Below are 19,165 nucleotides of genomic sequence, written 5' to 3' on the forward strand. Positions count from 1 at the left end.
CCGCGCCCGTTCCCACTGGAGACAATGGACCCCGTGCGCTATCGCATCCTCGGCACCACCCAGGCGATCCGTCCGGACGGCACCCCCGTCGCCGTCGGCGGGGCGCGGCTGCGCGCCCTGCTCACCGTGCTCGCGCTGCGCGCCGGGCGGAGCGTCCCCGCGGGGCTGCTGACCGAGGAGGTGTGGGCCGATGACCCGCCGGCCGACGCGCCGGGCGCGCTCCAGGCGCTCGTCGGGCGGCTGCGCCGGGCCCTCGGAGCGGGCGCGATCGAATCCGCCGAGGGCGGCTACCGGCTGGCCGCCACCCCCGAGGACGTCGACCTGCACCGCTTCGAGCGGCTGACCGGCGACGGCGTCCGCGCCCTCGCCGACGACGACCCCGCCAAGGCCGCCGCCCTCCTCGACGACGCCCTCGCCCTGTGGCAGGGCCCGGCCCTCGCTGACCTGCCCGACCGCGCCACGGAGGCGGCCCGCTGGGCGGCCCGCCGCCTCGACGCGCTGCGCGCCCGGCACACCGCCGCGATCGCCCTGGGCCAGGCCGAGCAGGCGCTGCCCGAACTCACCGCCCTGTGCGACGCGCACCCCCTGGACGAGCCCCTCCAGGCGCTGCGGCTGCGCGCCCTGCGCGACGCGGGCCGCACCGCGCAGGCGCTGGCCGCGTACGACGCCGTCCGCCGACTGCTGGCCGACCGCCTCGGCGCCGACCCCGGCCACGAACTGCGCGCCCTGCACGCGGAGCTGCTCAGCCCGGACGACGACCAGGGAAGCCCGGCGGAGACGCCCTCCGCGCCGCGGGCGCCGCGGGCGCCACTGGCCCCGCACCCCCCGCAGCCCTCGCAGTCCCCGCCCCCCGGCAACCTGCGTGCCCGCCTCACCTCCTTCGTGGGCCGGGAGGACGACATCGCGGCCATCCGCGGCGACCTCGCGAACGCGCGGCTCGTCACGCTGCTCGGGCCCGGCGGCGCGGGCAAGACCCGGCTGTCGCAGGAGGCCGCCGAGACCGTCCGGGACACCGCGCGGGACGGCGTCTGGCTGGCCGAACTCGCGCCCGTCGCCGACCCGGACGCCGTGCCGCAGGCCGTCCTCACCGCCGTCGGAGCCCGCGAGACCGTGCTGTACGGCGCCGGCGCCGAGGAGCTGCGGGCCGCCTCCGAGCGCCACGACGACCCCGTGGAACGCCTGGTCGAGCACTGCGCCCGACGCCGCATGCTGATCGTCCTCGACAACTGCGAGCACGTCGTCGAGGCCGCCGCCCGGCTCGTCGAGGAGTTGCTGGCGCGCTGCCCGCAGGTGACGGTGCTGGCCACCAGCCGGGAGCCGCTCGGCGTGCCCGGGGAGGTGCTGCGCCCGCTGGATCCGCTGCCGGAGCCGGTCGCGCTGCGGCTGCTCGCCGACCGGGGCGCGGCCGCCCGCCCCGGCTTTTGCACCGAGGACGACCCCGAGGCCTGCGCCGAGATCTGCAGCCGCCTGGACGGTCTGCCCCTCGCCATCGAACTGGCCGCCGCCCGGCTGCGGATGCTGACGCCCCGCCAGATAGCCGACCGGCTCGACGACCGCTTCCGCCTCCTCACCAACGGCAGCCGCACCGTCCTGCCCCGCCAGCAGACCCTGCGGGCCGTCGTCGACTGGTCCTGGGACCTCCTCGACGAGGACGAACGCGACGTCCTGTCCCGCCTGTCGGTCTTCGCCCGAGGCTGCGACCTCGCCGCCGTCGAGGCCGTCTGCGGCCCCGACGCCCACGAACCCCCCGCCCCCCACAACCCCACCGACACCCACACCGCCCGGGACGCCCGCAGCGACGAGGACGCCGACCATGGCCGGGACACCGGCAGTTCCCAGGACGGTCGTGGTGGCTGGGACGTCGGCGGTGGCTGGGCTGTCGGCGGTGGCCGGGACGGTGGCAGTTCCCAGGACGTTCGTGGTGGCTGGGACGTCGGTGGCGGCCGGGATGCCAGCGGCGGCTGGGCTGTCGGCGGTGGCCGGGACGGTGGCAGTTCCCAGGACGTTCGTGGCGGCCGGGATGCCGGCGGTGGCCGGGACGCTCGCAGTGGCCGGGACGGCGGTAGTGCCTTCGGGGGCCGCGGCCGTGTCCATGCGCGCAGTCCCCTCGACTCCCTCGCCTCGCTGGTCGACAAGTCGCTCGTCGTCGCCGCGCCCGCCCCCGACGGCGACATGCGCTACCGGCTGCTGGAGACCGTCGCCGAGTACGCGGGCGAGCGGCTCGACGAGTCGGGCGGGCGGGCCGCCGCCGAGCACGCGCATCTCGTCCACTACCGCGAACTCGCCCGCACGACCGAGCCGTTGCTGCGCGGTCCCGGCCAGCGCGCCGCCATCGACCGCTTCCAGCTGGAGTACGAGAACCTGCGCACCGCGCTGCGTCGCGCCGTCGCCGCGCGCGACGAGCAGGAGGCGCTCAGCCTGGCGCTGTCCCTGGTCTGGTACTGGCAGATGCGCGACCTGCGCATCGAGGCCGGCTCCTGGTGCCAGGAGGTCATGGCCCTCGGCCCCGACCCCTTCGCCGAGCCCCCGCGGCGGGCCGTCCCGGTGTGGGAGCCCCTCACCGCCGTCCCGCCGCCGTTCACCGGCGAGGCCCTCATGGAGGCCCGCCGCGGTGTCCACCTGACCCATCTCGCCTGTATGGAAACCGAGTTGGACGCCTGGCAGACGCCGGCCGCGCAAGCCAAGATGCGCCTGATCGCCGAGACGTACGAGCCCGGTCTCCCGCAGACCTGCCGGGTGCCCGGGCTGTACTGGTTCTTCGCCGTGATGATGACCGACCTGGAGCGCATCCGCACGATCGTCGACGCCAACGTCGACACCTGCCGCCGGACGCCCGGCCACGAGTGGGAGCTCGCCTCCTGTCTGCAGATGCGCGCCAACATCCTCGCCAACCGCGCCGACTGGGCGGAGAACGCCTTCCGTGACGCGGACGAGTGCCTGGAGATCTTCCGGCGCCTCGGCGACGACTGGGGCACCGCCGAGGCGTTCTCCGCCCGCGCCGAGGCGCACGAGCGGCTGGGCGCCTACCGCAAGGCCGCCGACGACTACACGGCGGCCATGGAACACGCCGAACGGCTCGGCGCCCGCGCCCAGTCGGCGGTACTCGCCGCCCGGCTGGGCAGCGTGCTGCTGGAGGTCGGCGAGGAGGAGCGGGCCGAGCGCCTGCTGCGCGACGTGATCGACGGGCCGGACCACGCCGGAACCGAGGCCGTCCCCGCCGCCCGTCTCTTCCTGGGCAGCTGGCTCGGCATCAGCGGGCGCCGGGTCGAGGCACGCGAGCAACTTCGTGTGCTGCGCGAGGACTTCACCCGCGGGCGCGGCATCCTCTTCGACGCCTTCATTCTGAGCGCGGAGGCCTGTCTGGACGCGATCGACGACCGCGACACGGAGGCTCTGCCCCGCATCCGCGTCGCCCTGGAGCGCGCCACGGACCCGCTGCCCATCGCCGTCGCACCGCACCTGCGGTCCTTCTACCTCTTCATCGCCGCGACCGCCCTCGGCGGTGTGGACGGCGGCAGCCGGGCCGCCGACGGCGCCCGCTGCCTGGGAGCGGCGGACCATCTGCGGCCGCCGCGTCATGTGGCCCCGCGCATGGAGCGCGAGGTGCGCGACCTGGCCATGGCCAGGATCCGTGCCGCGCTCTCCGAGCGGGACTTCGAGACGGCATACGCCGAGGGCGGCGGCCTCTCCTACGAGGAGGCCGCCGCCCTGGTGTAGAGCGTCATCCGAGCGGGGGTCAGCTCTTGGTGCGGAACTTGTGGATCGCGATCGGCGCCATCACCGCGGTGATCGCCGCCGACCAGCCCAGCGTCACCCACAGATCGTGCGCGACCGGGCCGCCCACCATGAGACCGCGAGCCGCGTCCGCGAGCGTGGACAGCGGGTTGTAGTCGGTGAAGGCCTGGAGCCAGCCCGGCATCGAGTTCGTCGGCGCGAAGATCGACGAGCCGAACTGGAGCGGGAACAGCACCAGGAAGCCCATCGCCTGCACGGACTGCGCGTTCTTCAGGACCACGCCCAGGGTGAGGAACACCCACATGATCGACGAGGCGAACACCGCGGCCAGCCCCACGGCCGCGAACATACCGGGCCAGTCGTTGATCTCGAACCCGACGAGCACGGCGACGATCATCAGCACGGTCGTCGCGAACAGCATCCGCACGAGCTCGACCGAGATCTTCGCGAACAGCACCGAGCCGCGCCCGATCGGCAGGGACCGGAAGCGGTCCATGACGCCGGAGTTGAAGTCCTGGCTGAAGCCGGTGCCGACGCCCTGGGACAGCGACATGCTCATCATCGCGATCATGCCCGGAATCACGTACTGCACATACCCGTCCTGCCCGCCGCCCAGCGCCTGCCCGATCGAGCCGCCGAAGACGTACACGAACAGCAGGGTGAAGACGATCGGCATGAGCAGGGCGTCGAACATCGACTCGGGGTCCTGCCGGATCCACAGCAGGTTGCGACGGACCAGCGCGCCGGTGTGGCGCAGATGGCTGCGCAACGGGATCCGCGCGTCGGTGACCGTAGCGGTGTCGATCGTGGCGGTGTCTGCAGTGGCCGCGCTCATACGGCGACCTCCTCGCGGGTGTCGGTGGGCAGGGCGTCCTCGGCCGTACCGGCGCGATGGCCGGTGAGGGACAGGAACACCTCGTCCAGGCTGGGCAGTTCGGTGGTGAGGGAGGTGAGCGTGATGCCGCGCGCGCTGACCGCGCCGATCACGGCGGTCAGCTGCTCGTCGCTGAGCACCGGCACCAGCACCGAGCCGCGCTCGGCGTCCACGACGGTGGCGGCGAGCCCGGTGATGCCGAGTTCGTCGAGCCAGCCCGCGAGCGGCCGCAGCTGCAACGGGTCGGCGGGGCGTATCCGCAGCGCCCGGCCGCCGACCCGGGACTTCAGCTCGTCGATGCCGCCGTTCGCGATGACCTTGCCCCGGTCGACGACGGTCAGCTCGTGGGCGAGCTGCTCGGCCTCCTCCATGTACTGGGTGGTCAGCAGCACGGTGACCCCCTCCCCGACCATCGTCTTGACCTCGCCCCACACCTCGTTGCGGGTACGGGGGTCCAGGCCGGTGGTCGGCTCGTCCAGGAACAGCACGCGCGGCCGCCCGATCAGCGACGCGGCGAGGTCGAGCCGGCGGCGCATACCGCCGGAGTACGTCGAGGCCGGCCGCTTGGCCGCGTCGGTGAGGGAGAACCGCTCCAGCAGTTCGTCGGCCCGCGCCCGGGCCTCCTTGCGGGGCAGGTCGAGCAGCCGTCCGATCATGTACAGGTTCTCCCACCCGGGGAGCTTCTCGTCGACCGAGGCGTACTGCCCGGTGAGCCCGATCACCCGCCGCAGCTGCCGGGGCTGCCGGAGGACGTCGTAGCCGACGACGGTCGCGTGCCCGCTGTCGGGAGCCAGCAGGGTGGACAGGATCCGTACGAGGGTGGTCTTCCCGGCGCCGTTGGGCCCGAGGACCCCCATCACGGTCCCCTCGCGCACATCCAGGTCGACGCCGTCCAGTGCCTTGGTCTCGCCGTAGTGCTTGACCAACCCCCGAACGGTCACAGCGCTTCCCGCGCCACTGGGGTTCTTGTCGATTCGCGTCATGACCAGAACGCTGACAGCGCCCACCGACAAACGACCGACATCCCGCCTACACGGTGCCTACAACGTGCCGTCCGGTGGTCCCCGGGAACGCGACCGCCCGCCGATGGGGGGAACATCGGCGGGCGGCTCGTGGTGCGGAGATGGCTCAGTGAACGCTGTGCTGGTCCTGCGGGAACGTTCCGCCGACGACGTCCTCCGCGAACGCCTTCGCCGCGTCGCCCATGACCTCACGCAGGTTCGCGTACTGCTTGACGAACTTCGGGACCCGCCCGCCGGTCAGCCCGAGCATGTCGGTCCACACCAGCACCTGCGCGTCCGTCTGCGGACCGGCGCCGATGCCGATCGTCGGGATGTGCAGGACGCGCGTGACCTCGGCCGCCAGTTCCGCCGGAACCAGCTCGAGGACCACCGCGAACGCGCCCGCGTCCTGCACGGCCTTCGCGTCCCGCAGCAGCTGCTGGGCGGCCTCCTCGCCCCGGCCCTGGACCCGGTAGCCCATCGCGTTCACGGACTGCGGGGTGAGGCCGATGTGCGCCATGACCGGGATGCCGGACTCGACGAGGAGCTCGATCTGCCGGTGCGAGCGCTCGCCGCCCTCCAGCTTCACGGCCCCGACCCCGGCCTCCTTGACCAGCCGGGTCGCGCTGCGCAGCGCCTGCACGGGCCCTTCCTGGTACGACCCGAAGGGCAGGTCGCCGACGACCAGGGCACGGCTGGTGCCCCGTACGACGGCCGCCGACAGCAAGGTGATCTCGTCGAGGGTGACGGGCACGGTGCTCTCGTACCCCAGGTGGCAGTTGCCCGCCGAGTCGCCGACGAGCAGCACGGGGATCCCGGCCTCGTCGAAGACGGACGCGGTCGTCGCGTCGTACGCGGTGAGCATGGGCCACTTCTCGCCGCGCTCCTTGGCGAGGGCGAGGTCACGGACGGTGATTCGGCGTGTGCCCTTGCCCCCGTACAGCGCGTTGCTGCCGTCGGCGGACTTCGTAGGGGCAGCCGGAAGCTGCGTCATTGCAACGGCTCCTTGTGTCATCTCGAGGCGCCCTCACGGCGTCCCCGGACCACTCCCCATGGTGGCACTTCGTGTCGGCGAGGGCCAGAGCGCCCCCTGTGGGGAAAGCCTCGTCGGCGGATCCGGGTGGATCCGGGTGGATCCGGGTGGACCGGAGCGGACCTGAGCGGACCTGAGCGGACCGGAGTGGACCGCATGGGTAAAAGCTCAGTAAGAGATTCAGATACGAGACGGTCTCGTATCGAAAAGGCTCTACCCTCGACGGCATGACTACTCCTGCCGTCCCCGCCCGTTCCCGGGTGCCGGAAGCCGTCCACCGGCGCCGCTGGGCGATACTCGGCGTGCTGATGCTGAGCCTGCTGATCGTGGTCCTGGACAACTCGATCCTGAACGTCGCGATCAAGACCATCTCCACCCCGGCCCCGGTCGGTCTCGGCGCCACGCAGAGCGAGCTGGAGTGGGCCATCAACGCCTACACGCTCGTCTTCGCGGGCCTGCTGTTCACCGCGGGCCTGCTCGGCGACCGCCTCGGCCGCAAGAAGGTCCTGCTCGGCGGGCTCGCCGTGTTCGGCATCGGCTCCGCGCTGGCCGCCGAGTCCGGCTCGTCCGCGCAGCTCATCGTCTTCCGCGGGGTGATGGCCGTCGGCGCCGCGTTCGTGATGCCGGCCACCCTCGCCGTCCTGATGAACGTCTTCGAGCGGGACGAGCAGCCCAAGGCGATCGGCATCTGGGCCGGCGGAGTGGGTCTCGCCATCGCCATAGGGCCGATCACCGGCGGCCTCCTCCTCGACCACTTCTGGTGGGGCTCGGTCTTCCTGGTCAACGTGCCGATCGTGATCATCGCGTTCGCGCTGATGCTGTGGCTGGTCCCCGACTCCCGCGACCCCGACCCGGGCCGGATCGACCCGGTCGGCGTGGTCCTGTCCGTCGTCGGCCTCGTCCTGCTCGTCTACGGCATCATCAAGGGCGGCGAACTGGCGGACTTCACCGACCCGACGGTCGTGGCGGCCATGGGCTCCGGCCTGGTCGTGCTCGCCGCGTTCGTGGTGTTCGAGAAGCGCAGCGACCATCCGTCGATAGACGTCACCTACTTCAAGAACAAGGTGTTCTCGGCCGCGATGGCCGTCATCACCCTGGTGTTCTTCGCGCTGATGGGCGTGACGTTCTTCTCCGTCTTCTACACCCAGAGCGTGCGCGGCTACTCACCGCTCCAGTCCGGCCTGCTGCTGCTTCCGCTGGCCGCCGCCCAACTGGTCTTCGCGCCGCGCGCCCGGCTGGTCGTCGACCGCTTCGGGGTGCGGGCCACGACCACCGGGGCGATGCTCGTCCTCACCGCGACCCTGGCCGCGTTCGCGACGCTGGACGCGGACACCCCGATCTGGCTCATGGAGATCGTCTTCTTCTGCATGGGCGCCGGCATGGCCCACGTCATGACGCCCACCAGCGTCGTCATCATGCAGGCCCTGCCCCGCGAGAAGGCCGGCTCCGCCTCCGCGCTCAGCAACACCTTCCGCCAGCTCGGCGGCGCGCTCGGCATCGCCGTCCTCGGCTCGGTGCTCTCCACGGCGTACCGCAACGACATCGAGGGCAGCCTCGGCGGCCTGCCGGCCGGACTGCGGGACACGGCCGGCGAGTCCATCGAGGCGACGCTCGGGGTCGCCGCGAAGCTCGGCGACCGGGGCCTCGTCGGACCCGCCAACGACGCGTTCCTGCACGCCATGCACGTCACCGCGCTGTGCGGGGCCGGGGTGTCGCTGCTCGGCGCGGTCGTGGTGGCCCTGTTCCTGCCGCGCAGACCGAAGACGCCCCAGGAGGGCGCCCCGGAGGAGGAGTTGGTGGGAACGGAGTCGTGACCGCCGTCCCGGCCCGCTGACCTAGGCTGGAGAACTTCCCGGTACGACAAGTATGACGGTGCGACGAAGGGACCGATGACCGTGAGCCTGGCCGGCAAGGGGATCGCCGTGGAGCCGCCCGCCCGGGGGCGGCCCCGCAGCGAGGCCGTGGAACGGGCCATCATCGAGGGCACGATGAAGCTCCTGGAGGACGGCGTCCCGCTCGCCGAGATCTCCATCGAGCGCATCGCCCGCACCGCAGGCGTCGGCAAGGCCACCATCTACCGCCGCTGGAGCGGCAAGGAGGAGCTCTTCGTCGACGTCCTGCGCGCCGCCGAACCCGACGACCCCGAGCAACTCCCGGGCACGTCCATGCGCGACGACCTCATCGTGCTGCTGGAATCGGTGCGGCGGCGGGGCCTGGCCAACCGGGACTCGGCGATCCTGCACAACGTCCACGCCCAGATGAAGAGCAGCCCGAAGATCTGGGCGGCGTACCACAACTCGGTCATAGCACCCCGGCGCAGGATGGGCATCGAGGTCCTGCGCCGCGGCCAGCAGAACGGCGAACTCCGCGCCGACCTCGACGTGGAACTGGTGAACGACATAGTCGTCGGCCCCATGCTGGTCCGCGCCGTGCTGCGCCCCGAGGCCGACCTCCCCGAGGACCTCGCGGAACGCATAGTCGACACCCTGCTCGCCGGGCTACGGCCCGTCAGTTCGCCCGTCGCGTAGCCCGAATGTGCTCGTTTCGTCACAGACCGGTCCGGGTGTCGCGGGGTCGCAACCTCTGAGCAGGACCCGTTCGTCCTCGTGCCCGTACGGTCGTCACGGGACGGCGAGAAGACGGCCGATCATCCCCTAGGGTCGTACTCGGGGGACGGACGGTGAGCACGGCAGGCAGTGAGGCGACGGTATGGCGCAGCAGGCGTACATGACGGAGACGGACGGCAACGGAGGCTCGGGACCCGAGCCTCGGGGAGTCCGGCTTCGGCGCCTGATCGGACGCCTCGTCGGCCGGCTGACCACAGGCTGGCGCGGTGATCCGCGCGTCTGGCGGCGCGGCCTGGTCGTCGCCGGCCTCGCGCTGGCGCTCGCCCTGGTGATGCTGGTGCACTCGCGCATCCCCAACCGCTACGGCAACCTCGGCAGCCTCACGGAGACGTTCCTGCCCTGGATCGGCGTCTTCGTCCCGGTGCTGCTGGTGCTCGCGCTGGTGCGCAAGTCGACGACCGCGCTGATCGCCGTCGTCCTGACGGCCGGGGTCTGGCTGAACCTCTTCGGCGGGCTGCTCGGCGACAAGACCGGCAGCGGCGGCGATCTCACGGTCGCCACCCACAACGTCAACGCCGACAATCCCGACCCCGAGGGCACCGCCCGTGACGTGGCCGCGTCCGGCGCGGACGTGGTCGCCCTGGAGGAGCTGACCACCTCGGCGGTGCCGGTGTACGAGAAGGCGCTGGCGGCGACGTACAAGCACCACTCGGTGCAGGGCACCGTCGGGTTGTGGAGCAAGTACCCGCTGAGCGCGGTGGCGGCCGTCGACATCAAGCTGGGCTGGACGCGCGCGATGCGTGCGACCGTGGCGACTCCCGAGGGTCAGGTCGCCGTCTACGTGGCCCATCTCCCCTCGGTGCGGGTGAAGCTGCAGGCCGGGTTCACCGCCTCCCAGCGCGACAAGAGCGCGGACGCGCTGGGCGAGGCGATCTCCCACGAGTCATTGACCCGGGTGATCCTGCTCGGCGACCTCAACGGCACCATGAACGACCGCTCGCTGAACGCCGTGACCTCCCAGATGCGCTCCACGCAGGGCGCGGCGGGCAGCGGCTTCGGCTTCAGCTGGCCCGCGTCGTTCCCGATGGCGCGGATCGACCAGATCATGGTGAAGGGCGTGGAGCCGGTCGCCTCGTGGACCCTGCCGCAGACGACCAGCGACCATCTGCCGGTGGCGGCGAGCGTGAAGGTCACCACGTCTTAACCGGCGGTTCACCGCCGGGGAACGCCGGGGAACAACGCCCGGGGGAGACTTTGTTCCGTACGTGAACATACGCAACGTACGATGAACGCACTTCCGCTCCCCCTCCTCCCCGGAAAGGCAAGTCCCCCATGCCCCTGGCCCTGCTCGCCCTGGCCGTGGGTGCCTTCGGCATCGGCACCACCGAGTTCGTGATGATGGGCCTGCTGCCCGACGTCGCGGACGACCTGCACGTCTCGATCCCGACGGCGGGACACCTGGTCTCGGCGTACGCCCTGGGCGTGGTGATCGGCGCACCGCTGCTGGCCGCAGTGACGGCACGGATGCCGCGCAGGACAGTGCTGATGCTGCTGATGGCCCTGTTCACAGCCGGCAACGCCCTCTCCGCCTTCGCCCCCGGCTACGACTCCCTCCTGGCCGCCCGCTTCCTCAGCGGCCTCCCGCACGGCGCGTTCTTCGGCGTCGGCGCGGTGGTGGCCACGAGCATGGCCGCGCCGGAGCGCAAGGCCCGCTCGGTGTCGCTGATGTTCCTCGGCCTGACCGTCGCCAACATCGCGGGCGTCCCCGCGGCGACCCTGACGGGCCAGAACCTGGGCTGGCGGGCCACCTTCCTCGGCGTGAGCGTGATCGGCCTCGCCGCGATCGCGTCGCTCGCGCTCCTCGTCCCCCGGACCCTGCCGGGGGCGGCGCCCGCCACCGGCCTGCGCGGCGAACTCGCGGCGCTGCGCTCGCTTCCCGTCTGGCTGGCACTGGGGACGACGGTCGCGGGCTTCGGCGCGCTGTTCTCGGCGTACAGCTACATCACCTCGATGCTGACGGACGCGGCGGACTACGCCGACTCCAGCGTGACGCTGCTGCTTGCGTTGTTCGGCGTAGGGGCCACGATCGGCAACCTGCTGGGCGGCCGCCTCGCCGATCACGCGATGCGCCGCACCCTGTTCGGCGGCCTGACATCCCTGGCCGTGGTCCTGGCGCTCTTCCCGCTTCTGATGCGCACCCAGTGGAGCGGGGCCCTGGCGGTCGTCCTCCTCGGCGTCGCGGCCTTCGTCGCGGGCACCCCGCTCAACCTGATGGTCATGGAGAAGGCGTCCACGGCCCCCTCCCTGGCCTCCTCCGCCAACCAGGCCGCCTTCAACCTCGCCAACGCCGGCGGCGCGTGGATCGGCGGCCTGGCCCTGACAGCCGGCTTCGGCGTGACGTCCCCGACGGTCGCGGGGGCGGGACTGGCGGGGCTGGGCCTCGGGGTGGCGGGCGTCGCGTACACGGTCGACCGGCGACGGGCTCCGAAGGGCTTCGGCCGCGAACGGATCGTGGCCACGCATGTGCCGCAGGCGGCGGCGGATGCGGATGCGGATGCGGCGGCGGTGCGGCACTGAGGTGGGCGGGGTCAGCCGGCGACGGGCGCGTCGATGATGTCGCCGTTCTCGTCGAGCGTGTGGGTGTTCCAGTAGAGGTCCCACTTGTCGTCGACGTGCTTGGGCACCTTGCCGTCCGGATACCGCATGGTTCCCGTCGGCGGCTCCTCACTGTTCGTGACACACGAGCTGCCGGTGTCGCCCACCGCCAGGACGGGATATTCGCCGTTCGAGCAGATGGCGTCCTGGAACGAGAGGGAACATCCGGTGAGCGCCGCGACTGCGGCCACGCTCATGACGGCGGCAGCGGCGGCGAGCCGGATCCTGCCGGGCCGGGAGGCGGTGGGTCGGCTGCGGTAGGTGGCCACGATGGTCTCCTGGAGTAGGTCGCTCGATGTCGCTCGATGTGCCCCTACTCTCGCCGCGGACGACCGCCGATCCGTGAGTACGCGTACTCAGCCGCGCTTGCGCGCATGCTCAACTCGCCGTATCCCAGGTGGGCTTCACACGCACCGCTGCCATGCGCCGGTGACCTGAGCGCAACTCGGTGGCGTTCGGCGCGGAGATCAGGAAGGCTCGCGCGCATGGTCTCGGTATTGCAGAACGTCGCGATCGACTGTGCGGATGCCTACGAACTGGCTCGGTTCTGGAGCAGCGTGACAGGCCGTCCGCTGCATCCGGAGGCCAGACCGGGTGACCGGGAGACTCAGGTGCTGTCGGCGGAGGGCCCGGTGCTGTACTTCAACCAGGTGCCCGAGGCCAAGGCGGTCAAGAACCGGATCCATCTGTGTCTGCGCCCTGAGACCTCGCGCGATCAGGAGGTGGACCGGCTGCTGGGCCTCGGCGCCGCCTTCGTCGCCGATCACCGGAATCCCGATGGTTCGGGCTGGGCCGTCCTGGCTGATCCCGAAGGCAACGAATTCTGCGTTCTGCGCAGCGAGTCCGACCGCGCGGCCACCGGCAGCGCCGAGCTTCCGGCGGTTCGCGAGCCGGTCGGGGCGAGCGGGGAGGAAGAGGTCGAGACGGTCTGCCGGGTCTGCGGCTACGACGGCGAGGTGTTCTGGGAGGGCGGCTGGCCGACGGCGGCCGTCTGCCCCTGCTGCGGCAACGAGTCCGACGTCGGCGACGCCGGCGGCGGGGACCGGGGCGGAGCCCCGGGGGACGGGGCCCCTCGGCCCACCGAGTCGGGTGGGTGGGCCGAGAGGCTCGGTCAGACCGACTCGCGCCAGCCGTTGGTGATCGGGAGGCGGCGGTCCTTGCCGAAGCCCTTCGCGGAGATCTTCGTGCCCGGCGGGTACTGGCGGCGCTTGTACTCGGCCGTGTCGACCATGCGCAGGGTCTTGACGACCAGCTCACGGTCGTAGCCCGCCGCGACGATCGCGTCCGCGCCCTGGTCGCGGTCGACGTACAGGTCGAGGATGCCGTCCAGGACGGGGTAGTCCGGGAGCGAGTCCGTGTCGACCTGGCCGGGGCGCAGTTCCGCGCTCGGCGGCTTGGTGATCGAGTTCTCGGGGATCGGCGGGGTCTGGCCCCGGTCGGCCGCGGCGCGGTTGCGCCACTCCGCCAGGCGGAAGATCCAGGTCTTGTAGACGTCCTTGATGGGGCCGTAGGCCCCTACCGAGTCGCCGTAGAGAGTGGAGTAGCCGACCGCCAGTTCCGACTTGTTGCCCGGGGCCAGGACGATGTGGCCCTCCTGGTTGGAGATCGCCATCAGGAGGGTGCCGCGCAGGCGGGACTGGAGGTTTTCCTCCGCCAGGCCCGTCAGGCCGAGTGAGCCCATGTACGCGTCGAACATCGGCTCGATCGGCACCGTGCGGAAGTCCAGGCCGGTGCGGCGCGCCAGCTCCGCCGCGTCGCCCTTCGAGTGGTCCGAGGAGTACTTCGACGGCATGGACACGCCGTACACGTTCTGCGCGCCGATCGCGTCGCACGCGAGCGCCGCGACCAGCGCCGAGTCGATACCGCCGGACAGGCCGATCAGGACCGACGTGAAGCCGTTCTTCGCGACATACGCCCGCAGGCCCACGACCAGCGCCGAGTAGATCTCCTCGGCGTCGTCCAGCCGCTCCGCGTACCCGCCGCTCAGCTCGGGCTCGTAGGCCGGGACGGGCTCCTGCGACAGCACCACGCGGTCGATGCGCAGACCGTCGTCCACGACGCCCGTCGGCGCGTTCGCCGAGGCCGCGGGCAGGTCGAGGTCCAGGACCACGCAGCCCTCGGAGAACTGCGGCGCGCGGGCGATCACCTCGCCGTCCTTGTCCACGACGATCGAGTCGCCGTCGAACACCAGCTCGTCCTGCCCGCCGATCATCGCGAGGTAGGCGGTGGTGCAGCCGGCCTCCTGGGCCCGCTTGCGGACCAGCTCCAGGCGGGTGTCGTCCTTGTCGCGCTCGTAGGGGGAGGCGTTGATGGAGAGCAGCAGCCCGGCCTCGGCGGAGCGCGCCGCGGGCACCCGGCCGCCGTCCTGCCAGAGGTCCTCGCAGATGGCGAGGGCCACGTCGACCCCGTGCACGCGCAGCACCGGCATGGTGTCGCCCGGCACGAAGTAGCGGAACTCGTCGAAGACGCCGTAGTTCGGCAGGTGGTGCTTGGCGAAGGACAGGACCACCTCGCCGCCGTGCAGCACCGCCGCCGCGTTGCGCGGGGAGCCGGCCGGGCGGCCGAACCTGGTCCGGCCGCTCTCGGACCGGTCGAGGTAGCCGACGACCACCGGCAGCTCGCCGAAGCCCTCCTCGGCGAGGCGCGCGGCGAGCGCGGTCAGGGCCGCGCGGGAGGCGTCCACGAAGGACGAGCGCAGGGCGAGGTCCTCGACGGGATACCCGGTCAGCGCCATCTCCGGGAACGCCACGAGATGCGCTCCCTGCTCGGCGGAGTGCCGGGTCCAGCGGAGGATCGTTTCGGTGTTGGCGACGAGGTCGCCGACGCGCGAGTCGATCTGGTTCAGAGCGAGACGAAGTTGAGGCACGGGCCCAGTGTAATCGTCAGAGCGACGCGATGGGGTGGCGTGAGGTGTCGTCCACCTCACGCTCACCCCATCCGTCAGTAACCGCTTCTCAGCGTTTCCTCAGCGCTTGCGGTACGACTCGACGTAACCGTTCGCCGGCGTTCCCACGCCGGTGACGTCGTCGTAACCCTTCACTGCGGACAGCGAGCTGTCCTTGCCGAGGCTGCGGACGGAGGTCAGCAGACCGCCGGTCGCGTCGTAGCCGTTGGTGAAGTCGATGCGGGCGACCGCGAGCCCGGAGCCCGTGGGGTTGTCCGTGACGTCGTGGTAGACCCGCGAGCCGAACTTCGAGAAGTTGGAGTAGATCGACGGGTTGGCGAAACCGATCGCCCCTCCGCCGCGCGCCTCCTGGGCCAGCGCCTGCACCGCCGCGATGACCGGCGCGGCCAGCGAGGTGCCGCCGATGCGGTACTCGCTGTACTGCTGCGAGCCGTCCGGGAAGGTCTGGGTCTGGCCGACCCGGAAGCCGGTGTTCGGGTCCGCGATCGCCGAGATGTCCGGGACGACGCGGTTGCCGGCCGCGCTGTTGGCCTTGGCCAGCGCGTTCGGGACGACGCCCTTCTGGTAGAACGGCTCCGCGACCGTCTTGCTGGTGCCGCCGCCCGCGCCGGAGGTGAACGCGCCCGGGAAGGCCGTCCAGCTCTTGCCGTCGGCCGAAAGAGACGCCTTGTCGGTGCCCCAGCCGGTCTCCCACAGGTACTTGTCGCCCTTGCCGACCGCCAGCGAGGTGCCGCCGACCGCCGTCACCCACGCCGAGTTGGCCGGCGTGTCGACCTGCTTGACGCCGGTGTTCGCGACCTCGTCGCCGTTGTCGCCGGAGGAGAAGTAGAAACCGATCCCCTCGACCGCGCCGAACTGGAAGACCTGGTCGTAGGCGGCCGCGAGATCCGGCGTCTGGTTGGCCTCGATGTCGCCCCAGGAGTTGGAGACGATGTCGGCCAGATGGTTGTCGACGACCTTGCTCAGCGAGTCGAGCAGATCGTCGTCGTAGCAGGAGGCGGCGCCCACGTAGGTGACGTTCGCGTCCGGCGCGACCGCGTGCACGGCCTCGACGTCGAGGGTCTCCTCGCCGTACCAGCCGGCCGCCCCGCACTCCTCGGTCTTCGTGTAGTCCGAGGGCAGCACCTGGGTCAGCCGGCCGGTCTTCCAGCGCGCGTCGCCGTGCGCCTTCGCGTAGGTGGCCGCGTCGAAGGCGATCGTCGGCGATGCGTACGCGTCGGTGATGGCGATGCGCACGCCCTTGCCGGTGTACTTCCCGGCCCCGTACGCGGCACGCAGCTGCTTGCCCGTGTAGCCCTGGACCGCGTACGGGATCTTCTTGCCGTAGGCGGACGGGAGGGTGCTCGCCGTGGTCGAGCCGTAGTACGAGGAGAACGGCCCCGCGTTCTTGAACACCGCGTCCGGCGGCGGGAGTTGGTCCTTGGACGCGGCCTTGTGCGGCGCGTTGTCCAGGCCGGTGACGGTCAGCACGGCCCCGTCGAGAGTCGCGGGGGCCGAGGCCGTCTGCGCGGGTGCGCGGTAAGTCTTCGCGCCCTTGGTGTAGTTGTGCAGCTGGGTGCCGAACGCCTTCTCGGCGGCGGCCACGTCACCGCTGACGGAGACATAGTGCGCGGTCGTGCCGGTCACCTTCAGACCGGCCGCCGTCAGCCACGACCTGACCGCCGCGACCTGGGCGGCGGTAGCGCCGAAGCGGGCCTGCGCCTGTCCGGCGGAGAGGTACTTGCCGTAGGCGGCGGAGCTCGGGTCGGAGACCGACTTCGCGTACTGCGCGAGGCCGGCGGCGTCCCGTCCTGCGAGGTAGACCCGGGCGGTGACCTGGGCGTTGTCCGAGGTCGAGCCCTTGTCCGCCTTGGTCGTGGCCCACGCGGGCTTGGTCCCGGCCAGCGTGTCACGGGTGGGGCTCTCCGCGGCGTGCGCCGCGGGTATGCCGAGCGCCAGCGCGCCGGCGATCATGGGCAGTGTCGCTGCCATGCTCGCTCCGGCGCGCAGCGCGGCGCGGTTGGATCTCATAGGACCCCCTGTATGTGGCCTGTATGTGTTTCGACGCGAGAAGATCACTCGACGTGCTGGCCACTCTCGCGACGAACCGTTCATGCCAGGGGAATGCGAACACCAAGAAGACCCCAAGTGACCGCTTGCTGGGCTGATTTGACGGATACGTCCATGAAATCGAGGGAAAACCCTATGGGTTGGCCTGGGGCATGGTTATGGCGTGGCCTCCGGCAGGGTTACGGCTTGGCCTGCGGCAGGGTTATGGCTTGGCCCCTCGCGCCTTCAACATGCCTGTCATCAGGTCGATTTCGGACTGCTGCGCCTCGACCATGCCCTGTGCCAGCCGCTTCTCCACGCCCACGGTGCACTTCTGCACACAGCCCTCGGCCATATGGATGCCGCCCTTGTGGTGCGCGGTCATGAGCTGAAGGAAGAACACCTCGGCCGCCTTGCCGTTGAGCGTCCCGAGTTTCTTCAGTTCGGTGTTGGTGGCCATCCCCGGCATGAGCGCGCCGTCCTCGCCGTCGCTCATGCCGCCCATGCCCATCCAGGCCATGGGCCCGTCGGACGACACCTTCGGCAGCGCCCAGAGATCCAGCCACCCGAGCAGCATGCCGCGCTGGTTGGCCTGGGTCTGCGCGATGTCGTAGGCGAGCCGGCGCACCTCCTCGTCGGTCGTGCGGTCCCGCACGATGTACGACATCTCGACGGCCTGCTGGTGGTGCACCGCCATGTCCCGGGCGAACCCGGCGTCGGCGGAGTCGGCGGCGGGGGGTGTGACACCCGCCCCGCCGTCCTCCCCTGCGACGGAATAGGTGATGGCCCCGGCGGCGACCAGCACTCCGGCGACGGCGACCGCCACTCCCGCGTACCTCACCGAACCGACCTCGACCGAACCGACTTCAACCGAACCGACTTCAACCGAACCGACTTCAACCGAACCGACTTCAACCGAACCGACCCCCACCGAACCGACCCCCACCGAACCGACCCCGACCGAACCGACCCAGACCGAACCGACCCCGACCGAACCGACCTCACTGCGGCAGACCGCCCGTGCAGGCCGCGCCCGGCTCGGGCGTCTGCTCGCCCTGCACGAACTTCGCGAAGAACTTGTCGACGTTCGCGTCGCTCGCGCTCGTCACCGTGCGCTGGTGGCCCCACGCGGTGAGCATGATCGGGTCGGCCTGGGCGTCGTCCGGGCTCATGAGCGTGTAGGGCGTCTTCTTCACCTTGGCGGCGAGGGCGTCGACGTCGGCCTTGCTCGCCTTGCTGTTGTACGTCACCCAGACCGCGCCGTGCTCCAGCGAGTGCACGGCGTTCATGTTGTCGATCGCCTTGGTGTAGACGTCGCCGTTGCAGTTCATCCAGACCTGGTTGTGATTGCCGCCGACGGGAGGCTCGGTCGGGTACTTCACGGTCTTGGCGACGTGCGTGCGCCCCAGCGTTCCCTTCCACGTCTTGACCCCGTCCGAGCCGGTGACGAACTTCCCGGAGGACTTGGAGTCGGCGGCGGCGGTGTCGTCGTCGCCGGACTGCGCCTTCACGACGAACACGCCTCCGGCGACGAGCGCGACGACGGCGATGACGCTGCCCCCGATCACGAGAAACCGGTTACGCCGCTCACGGGCCTGCTCAGCCCGCCGCATCTCGTCTATGCGCGCCTTGCGCGTCGCGCTGCTGGTCTGGTCGGCGGAACCCATGAGGCCTGTCCTTCTGGGGAAAGGGGCGGGACGGTGGGGGCAGAAAGGCATACGAGTCCGCTGATCGTAATGGGGGAGGCGGGGGATTTCGTAGGCCGGTCACAGCCAAGGGCTGACCGAGGGGTGGCTCAGGGATAATTTGAAGTACAGATGCGTATTATCTACCCTTCGTCTCATGCGGCTGCTGCGATCCACCGACCTGGCCCTGCGCGTCCTCATGAGACTCGCGGTGGCGGGCGACGCTCCGGACACCACCCCGACGACCCGCGACGTGGCCGCCGCGATGGAGGTCCCCTACACGCACGCGGCCAAGGTCGTTGCCGAGCTCCAGCACATGGGCCTGCTGGAGGCCCGCCGCGGCCGGGGCGGCGGCCTGGCACTCACGGAGCAGGGCCGCAGGGCGTCCGTGGGCGGCATCGTCCGCGCGTTCGAGGGCGACGGCGACGTCGTCGACTGCGAGGGCGCCACCCCCTGCCCCCTGAACTCCGCCTGCCGCCTGCGGGGCGCCCTGCGCCGTGCCCAGGAGGCGTTCTTCGCCTCCCTGGACCCCATCACCCTCACCGACATCGTGGCGGAACCGACGGGACCCCTGCTGCTGGGGATTTCTAGTGCCGCGGCAGGCAACGTTCGCCCCGTCGCGACGCCCGGCACGCACTCTCGCCGCACCGGCCGAAAGCCCGAGTACGTCCAGTACGAGGAC

Annotated in this window: 13 protein-coding genes and 3 pseudogenes; 8 read left to right on the forward strand and 8 right to left on the reverse strand. The window is 71.3% G+C overall.

Annotated elements, in window-relative coordinates:
* Nucleotides 1-24 precede the first annotated feature (24 nt).
* Nucleotides 25-3,717, forward strand: a complete 3,693-nt coding sequence (locus AB0J04_RS34735; RefSeq protein ID WP_363172593.1) for a BTAD domain-containing putative transcriptional regulator — start codon at nt 25-27, stop codon at nt 3,715-3,717.
* Between the two features lie 19 nt (nt 3,718-3,736).
* Here AB0J04_RS34735 and AB0J04_RS34740 read toward each other — a convergent pair whose 3' ends face one another.
* The 3 genes from AB0J04_RS34740 to panB all read right to left on the reverse strand — a co-directional run bounded on the left by AB0J04_RS34740 (nt 3,737) and on the right by panB (nt 6,604).
* Nucleotides 3,737-4,570, reverse strand: coding sequence for an ABC transporter permease (locus AB0J04_RS34740; RefSeq protein WP_363172594.1), 834 nt, complete (start codon nt 4,568-4,570; stop codon nt 3,737-3,739).
* Nucleotides 4,567-5,592, reverse strand: a complete 1,026-nt coding sequence (locus AB0J04_RS34745; protein WP_363172595.1) for an ATP-binding cassette domain-containing protein — start codon at nt 5,590-5,592, stop codon at nt 4,567-4,569. Before AB0J04_RS34745 ends, AB0J04_RS34740 begins: the two co-directional genes overlap by 4 nt.
* A 145-nt stretch (nt 5,593-5,737) precedes the next feature.
* Nucleotides 5,738-6,604: a 3-methyl-2-oxobutanoate hydroxymethyltransferase gene (panB, locus tag AB0J04_RS34750; RefSeq protein WP_363172596.1), complete on the reverse strand. Its 867-nt coding sequence runs from the start codon at nt 6,602-6,604 to the stop codon at nt 5,738-5,740.
* Nucleotides 6,605-6,870: 266 nt separating this feature from the next.
* Here panB and AB0J04_RS34755 point away from each other — a divergent pair, with 266 nt between their 5' ends.
* The 4 genes from AB0J04_RS34755 to AB0J04_RS34770 all read left to right on the forward strand — a co-directional run bounded on the left by AB0J04_RS34755 (nt 6,871) and on the right by AB0J04_RS34770 (nt 11,787).
* A complete protein-coding gene (locus AB0J04_RS34755) occupies nt 6,871-8,457 on the forward strand; it encodes an MFS transporter (RefSeq protein ID WP_363172597.1) in 1,587 nt (528 codons plus the stop codon).
* Nucleotides 8,458-8,532: 75 nt separating this feature from the next.
* Complete coding sequence (locus AB0J04_RS34760) at nt 8,533-9,171, forward strand: TetR/AcrR family transcriptional regulator (protein WP_363172598.1); 639 nt, start codon at nt 8,533-8,535, stop codon at nt 9,169-9,171.
* 181 nt (nt 9,172-9,352) lie between these two features.
* Nucleotides 9,353-10,414, forward strand: a complete 1,062-nt coding sequence (locus AB0J04_RS34765; protein WP_363172599.1) for an endonuclease/exonuclease/phosphatase family protein — start codon at nt 9,353-9,355, stop codon at nt 10,412-10,414.
* Nucleotides 10,415-10,542: 128 nt separating this feature from the next.
* On the forward strand, nt 10,543-11,787 hold the full coding sequence (locus tag AB0J04_RS34770) for an MFS transporter (RefSeq protein WP_363172600.1): 1,245 nt from the start codon (nt 10,543-10,545) through the stop codon (nt 11,785-11,787).
* 11 nt (nt 11,788-11,798) lie between these two features.
* Here AB0J04_RS34770 and AB0J04_RS34775 read toward each other — a convergent pair whose 3' ends face one another.
* The gene (locus AB0J04_RS34775; protein ID WP_363172604.1) at nt 11,799-12,062 is read right to left on the reverse strand and encodes a hypothetical protein; all 264 of its coding nucleotides are present in this window, start codon (nt 12,060-12,062) and stop codon (nt 11,799-11,801) included.
* A 288-nt stretch (nt 12,063-12,350) separates the two neighbouring features.
* Between AB0J04_RS34775 and AB0J04_RS34780 the strand changes: the two are divergent.
* Nucleotides 12,351-12,731: pseudogene (locus AB0J04_RS34780) on the forward strand (VOC family protein); the annotation flags it as partial.
* A 245-nt stretch (nt 12,732-12,976) separates the two neighbouring features.
* On the opposite strand, the gene AB0J04_RS34785 reads toward AB0J04_RS34780, so the two are convergent.
* From AB0J04_RS34785 to AB0J04_RS34795, 3 genes are all read right to left on the reverse strand, one after another.
* Nucleotides 12,977-14,731, reverse strand: coding sequence for an NAD+ synthase (locus tag AB0J04_RS34785; RefSeq protein WP_363172601.1), 1,755 nt, complete (start codon nt 14,729-14,731; stop codon nt 12,977-12,979).
* Between the two features lie 99 nt (nt 14,732-14,830).
* A complete protein-coding gene (locus AB0J04_RS34790) occupies nt 14,831-16,780 on the reverse strand; it encodes a S53 family peptidase (RefSeq protein WP_363172602.1) in 1,950 nt (649 codons plus the stop codon).
* 241 nt (nt 16,781-17,021) lie between these two features.
* Nucleotides 17,022-17,624, reverse strand: a complete 603-nt coding sequence (locus tag AB0J04_RS34795) for a DUF305 domain-containing protein (protein ID WP_363172605.1) — start codon at nt 17,622-17,624, stop codon at nt 17,022-17,024.
* Here AB0J04_RS34795 and AB0J04_RS34800 point away from each other — a divergent pair.
* Nucleotides 17,574-17,687, forward strand: a pseudogene (locus AB0J04_RS34800) (hypothetical protein); the annotation flags it as partial. The gene AB0J04_RS34795 and the pseudogene AB0J04_RS34800 overlap by 51 nt on opposite strands.
* A 112-nt stretch (nt 17,688-17,799) precedes the next feature.
* On the opposite strand, the gene AB0J04_RS34805 reads toward AB0J04_RS34800, so the two are convergent.
* On the reverse strand, nt 17,800-18,465 hold the full coding sequence (locus tag AB0J04_RS34805; protein ID WP_363172603.1) for a DUF3105 domain-containing protein: 666 nt from the start codon (nt 18,463-18,465) through the stop codon (nt 17,800-17,802).
* A gap of 175 nt (nt 18,466-18,640) precedes the next feature.
* Here AB0J04_RS34805 and AB0J04_RS34810 point away from each other — a divergent pair.
* Nucleotides 18,641-19,075, forward strand: a pseudogene (locus AB0J04_RS34810) (Rrf2 family transcriptional regulator); the annotation flags it as partial.
* Between the last annotated feature and the right edge of the window lie 90 nt (nt 19,076-19,165).

The sequence above is a fragment of the Streptomyces sp. NPDC050263 genome, assembly GCF_040655955.1.
GTDB lineage: Bacteria > Actinomycetota > Actinomycetes > Streptomycetales > Streptomycetaceae > Streptomyces.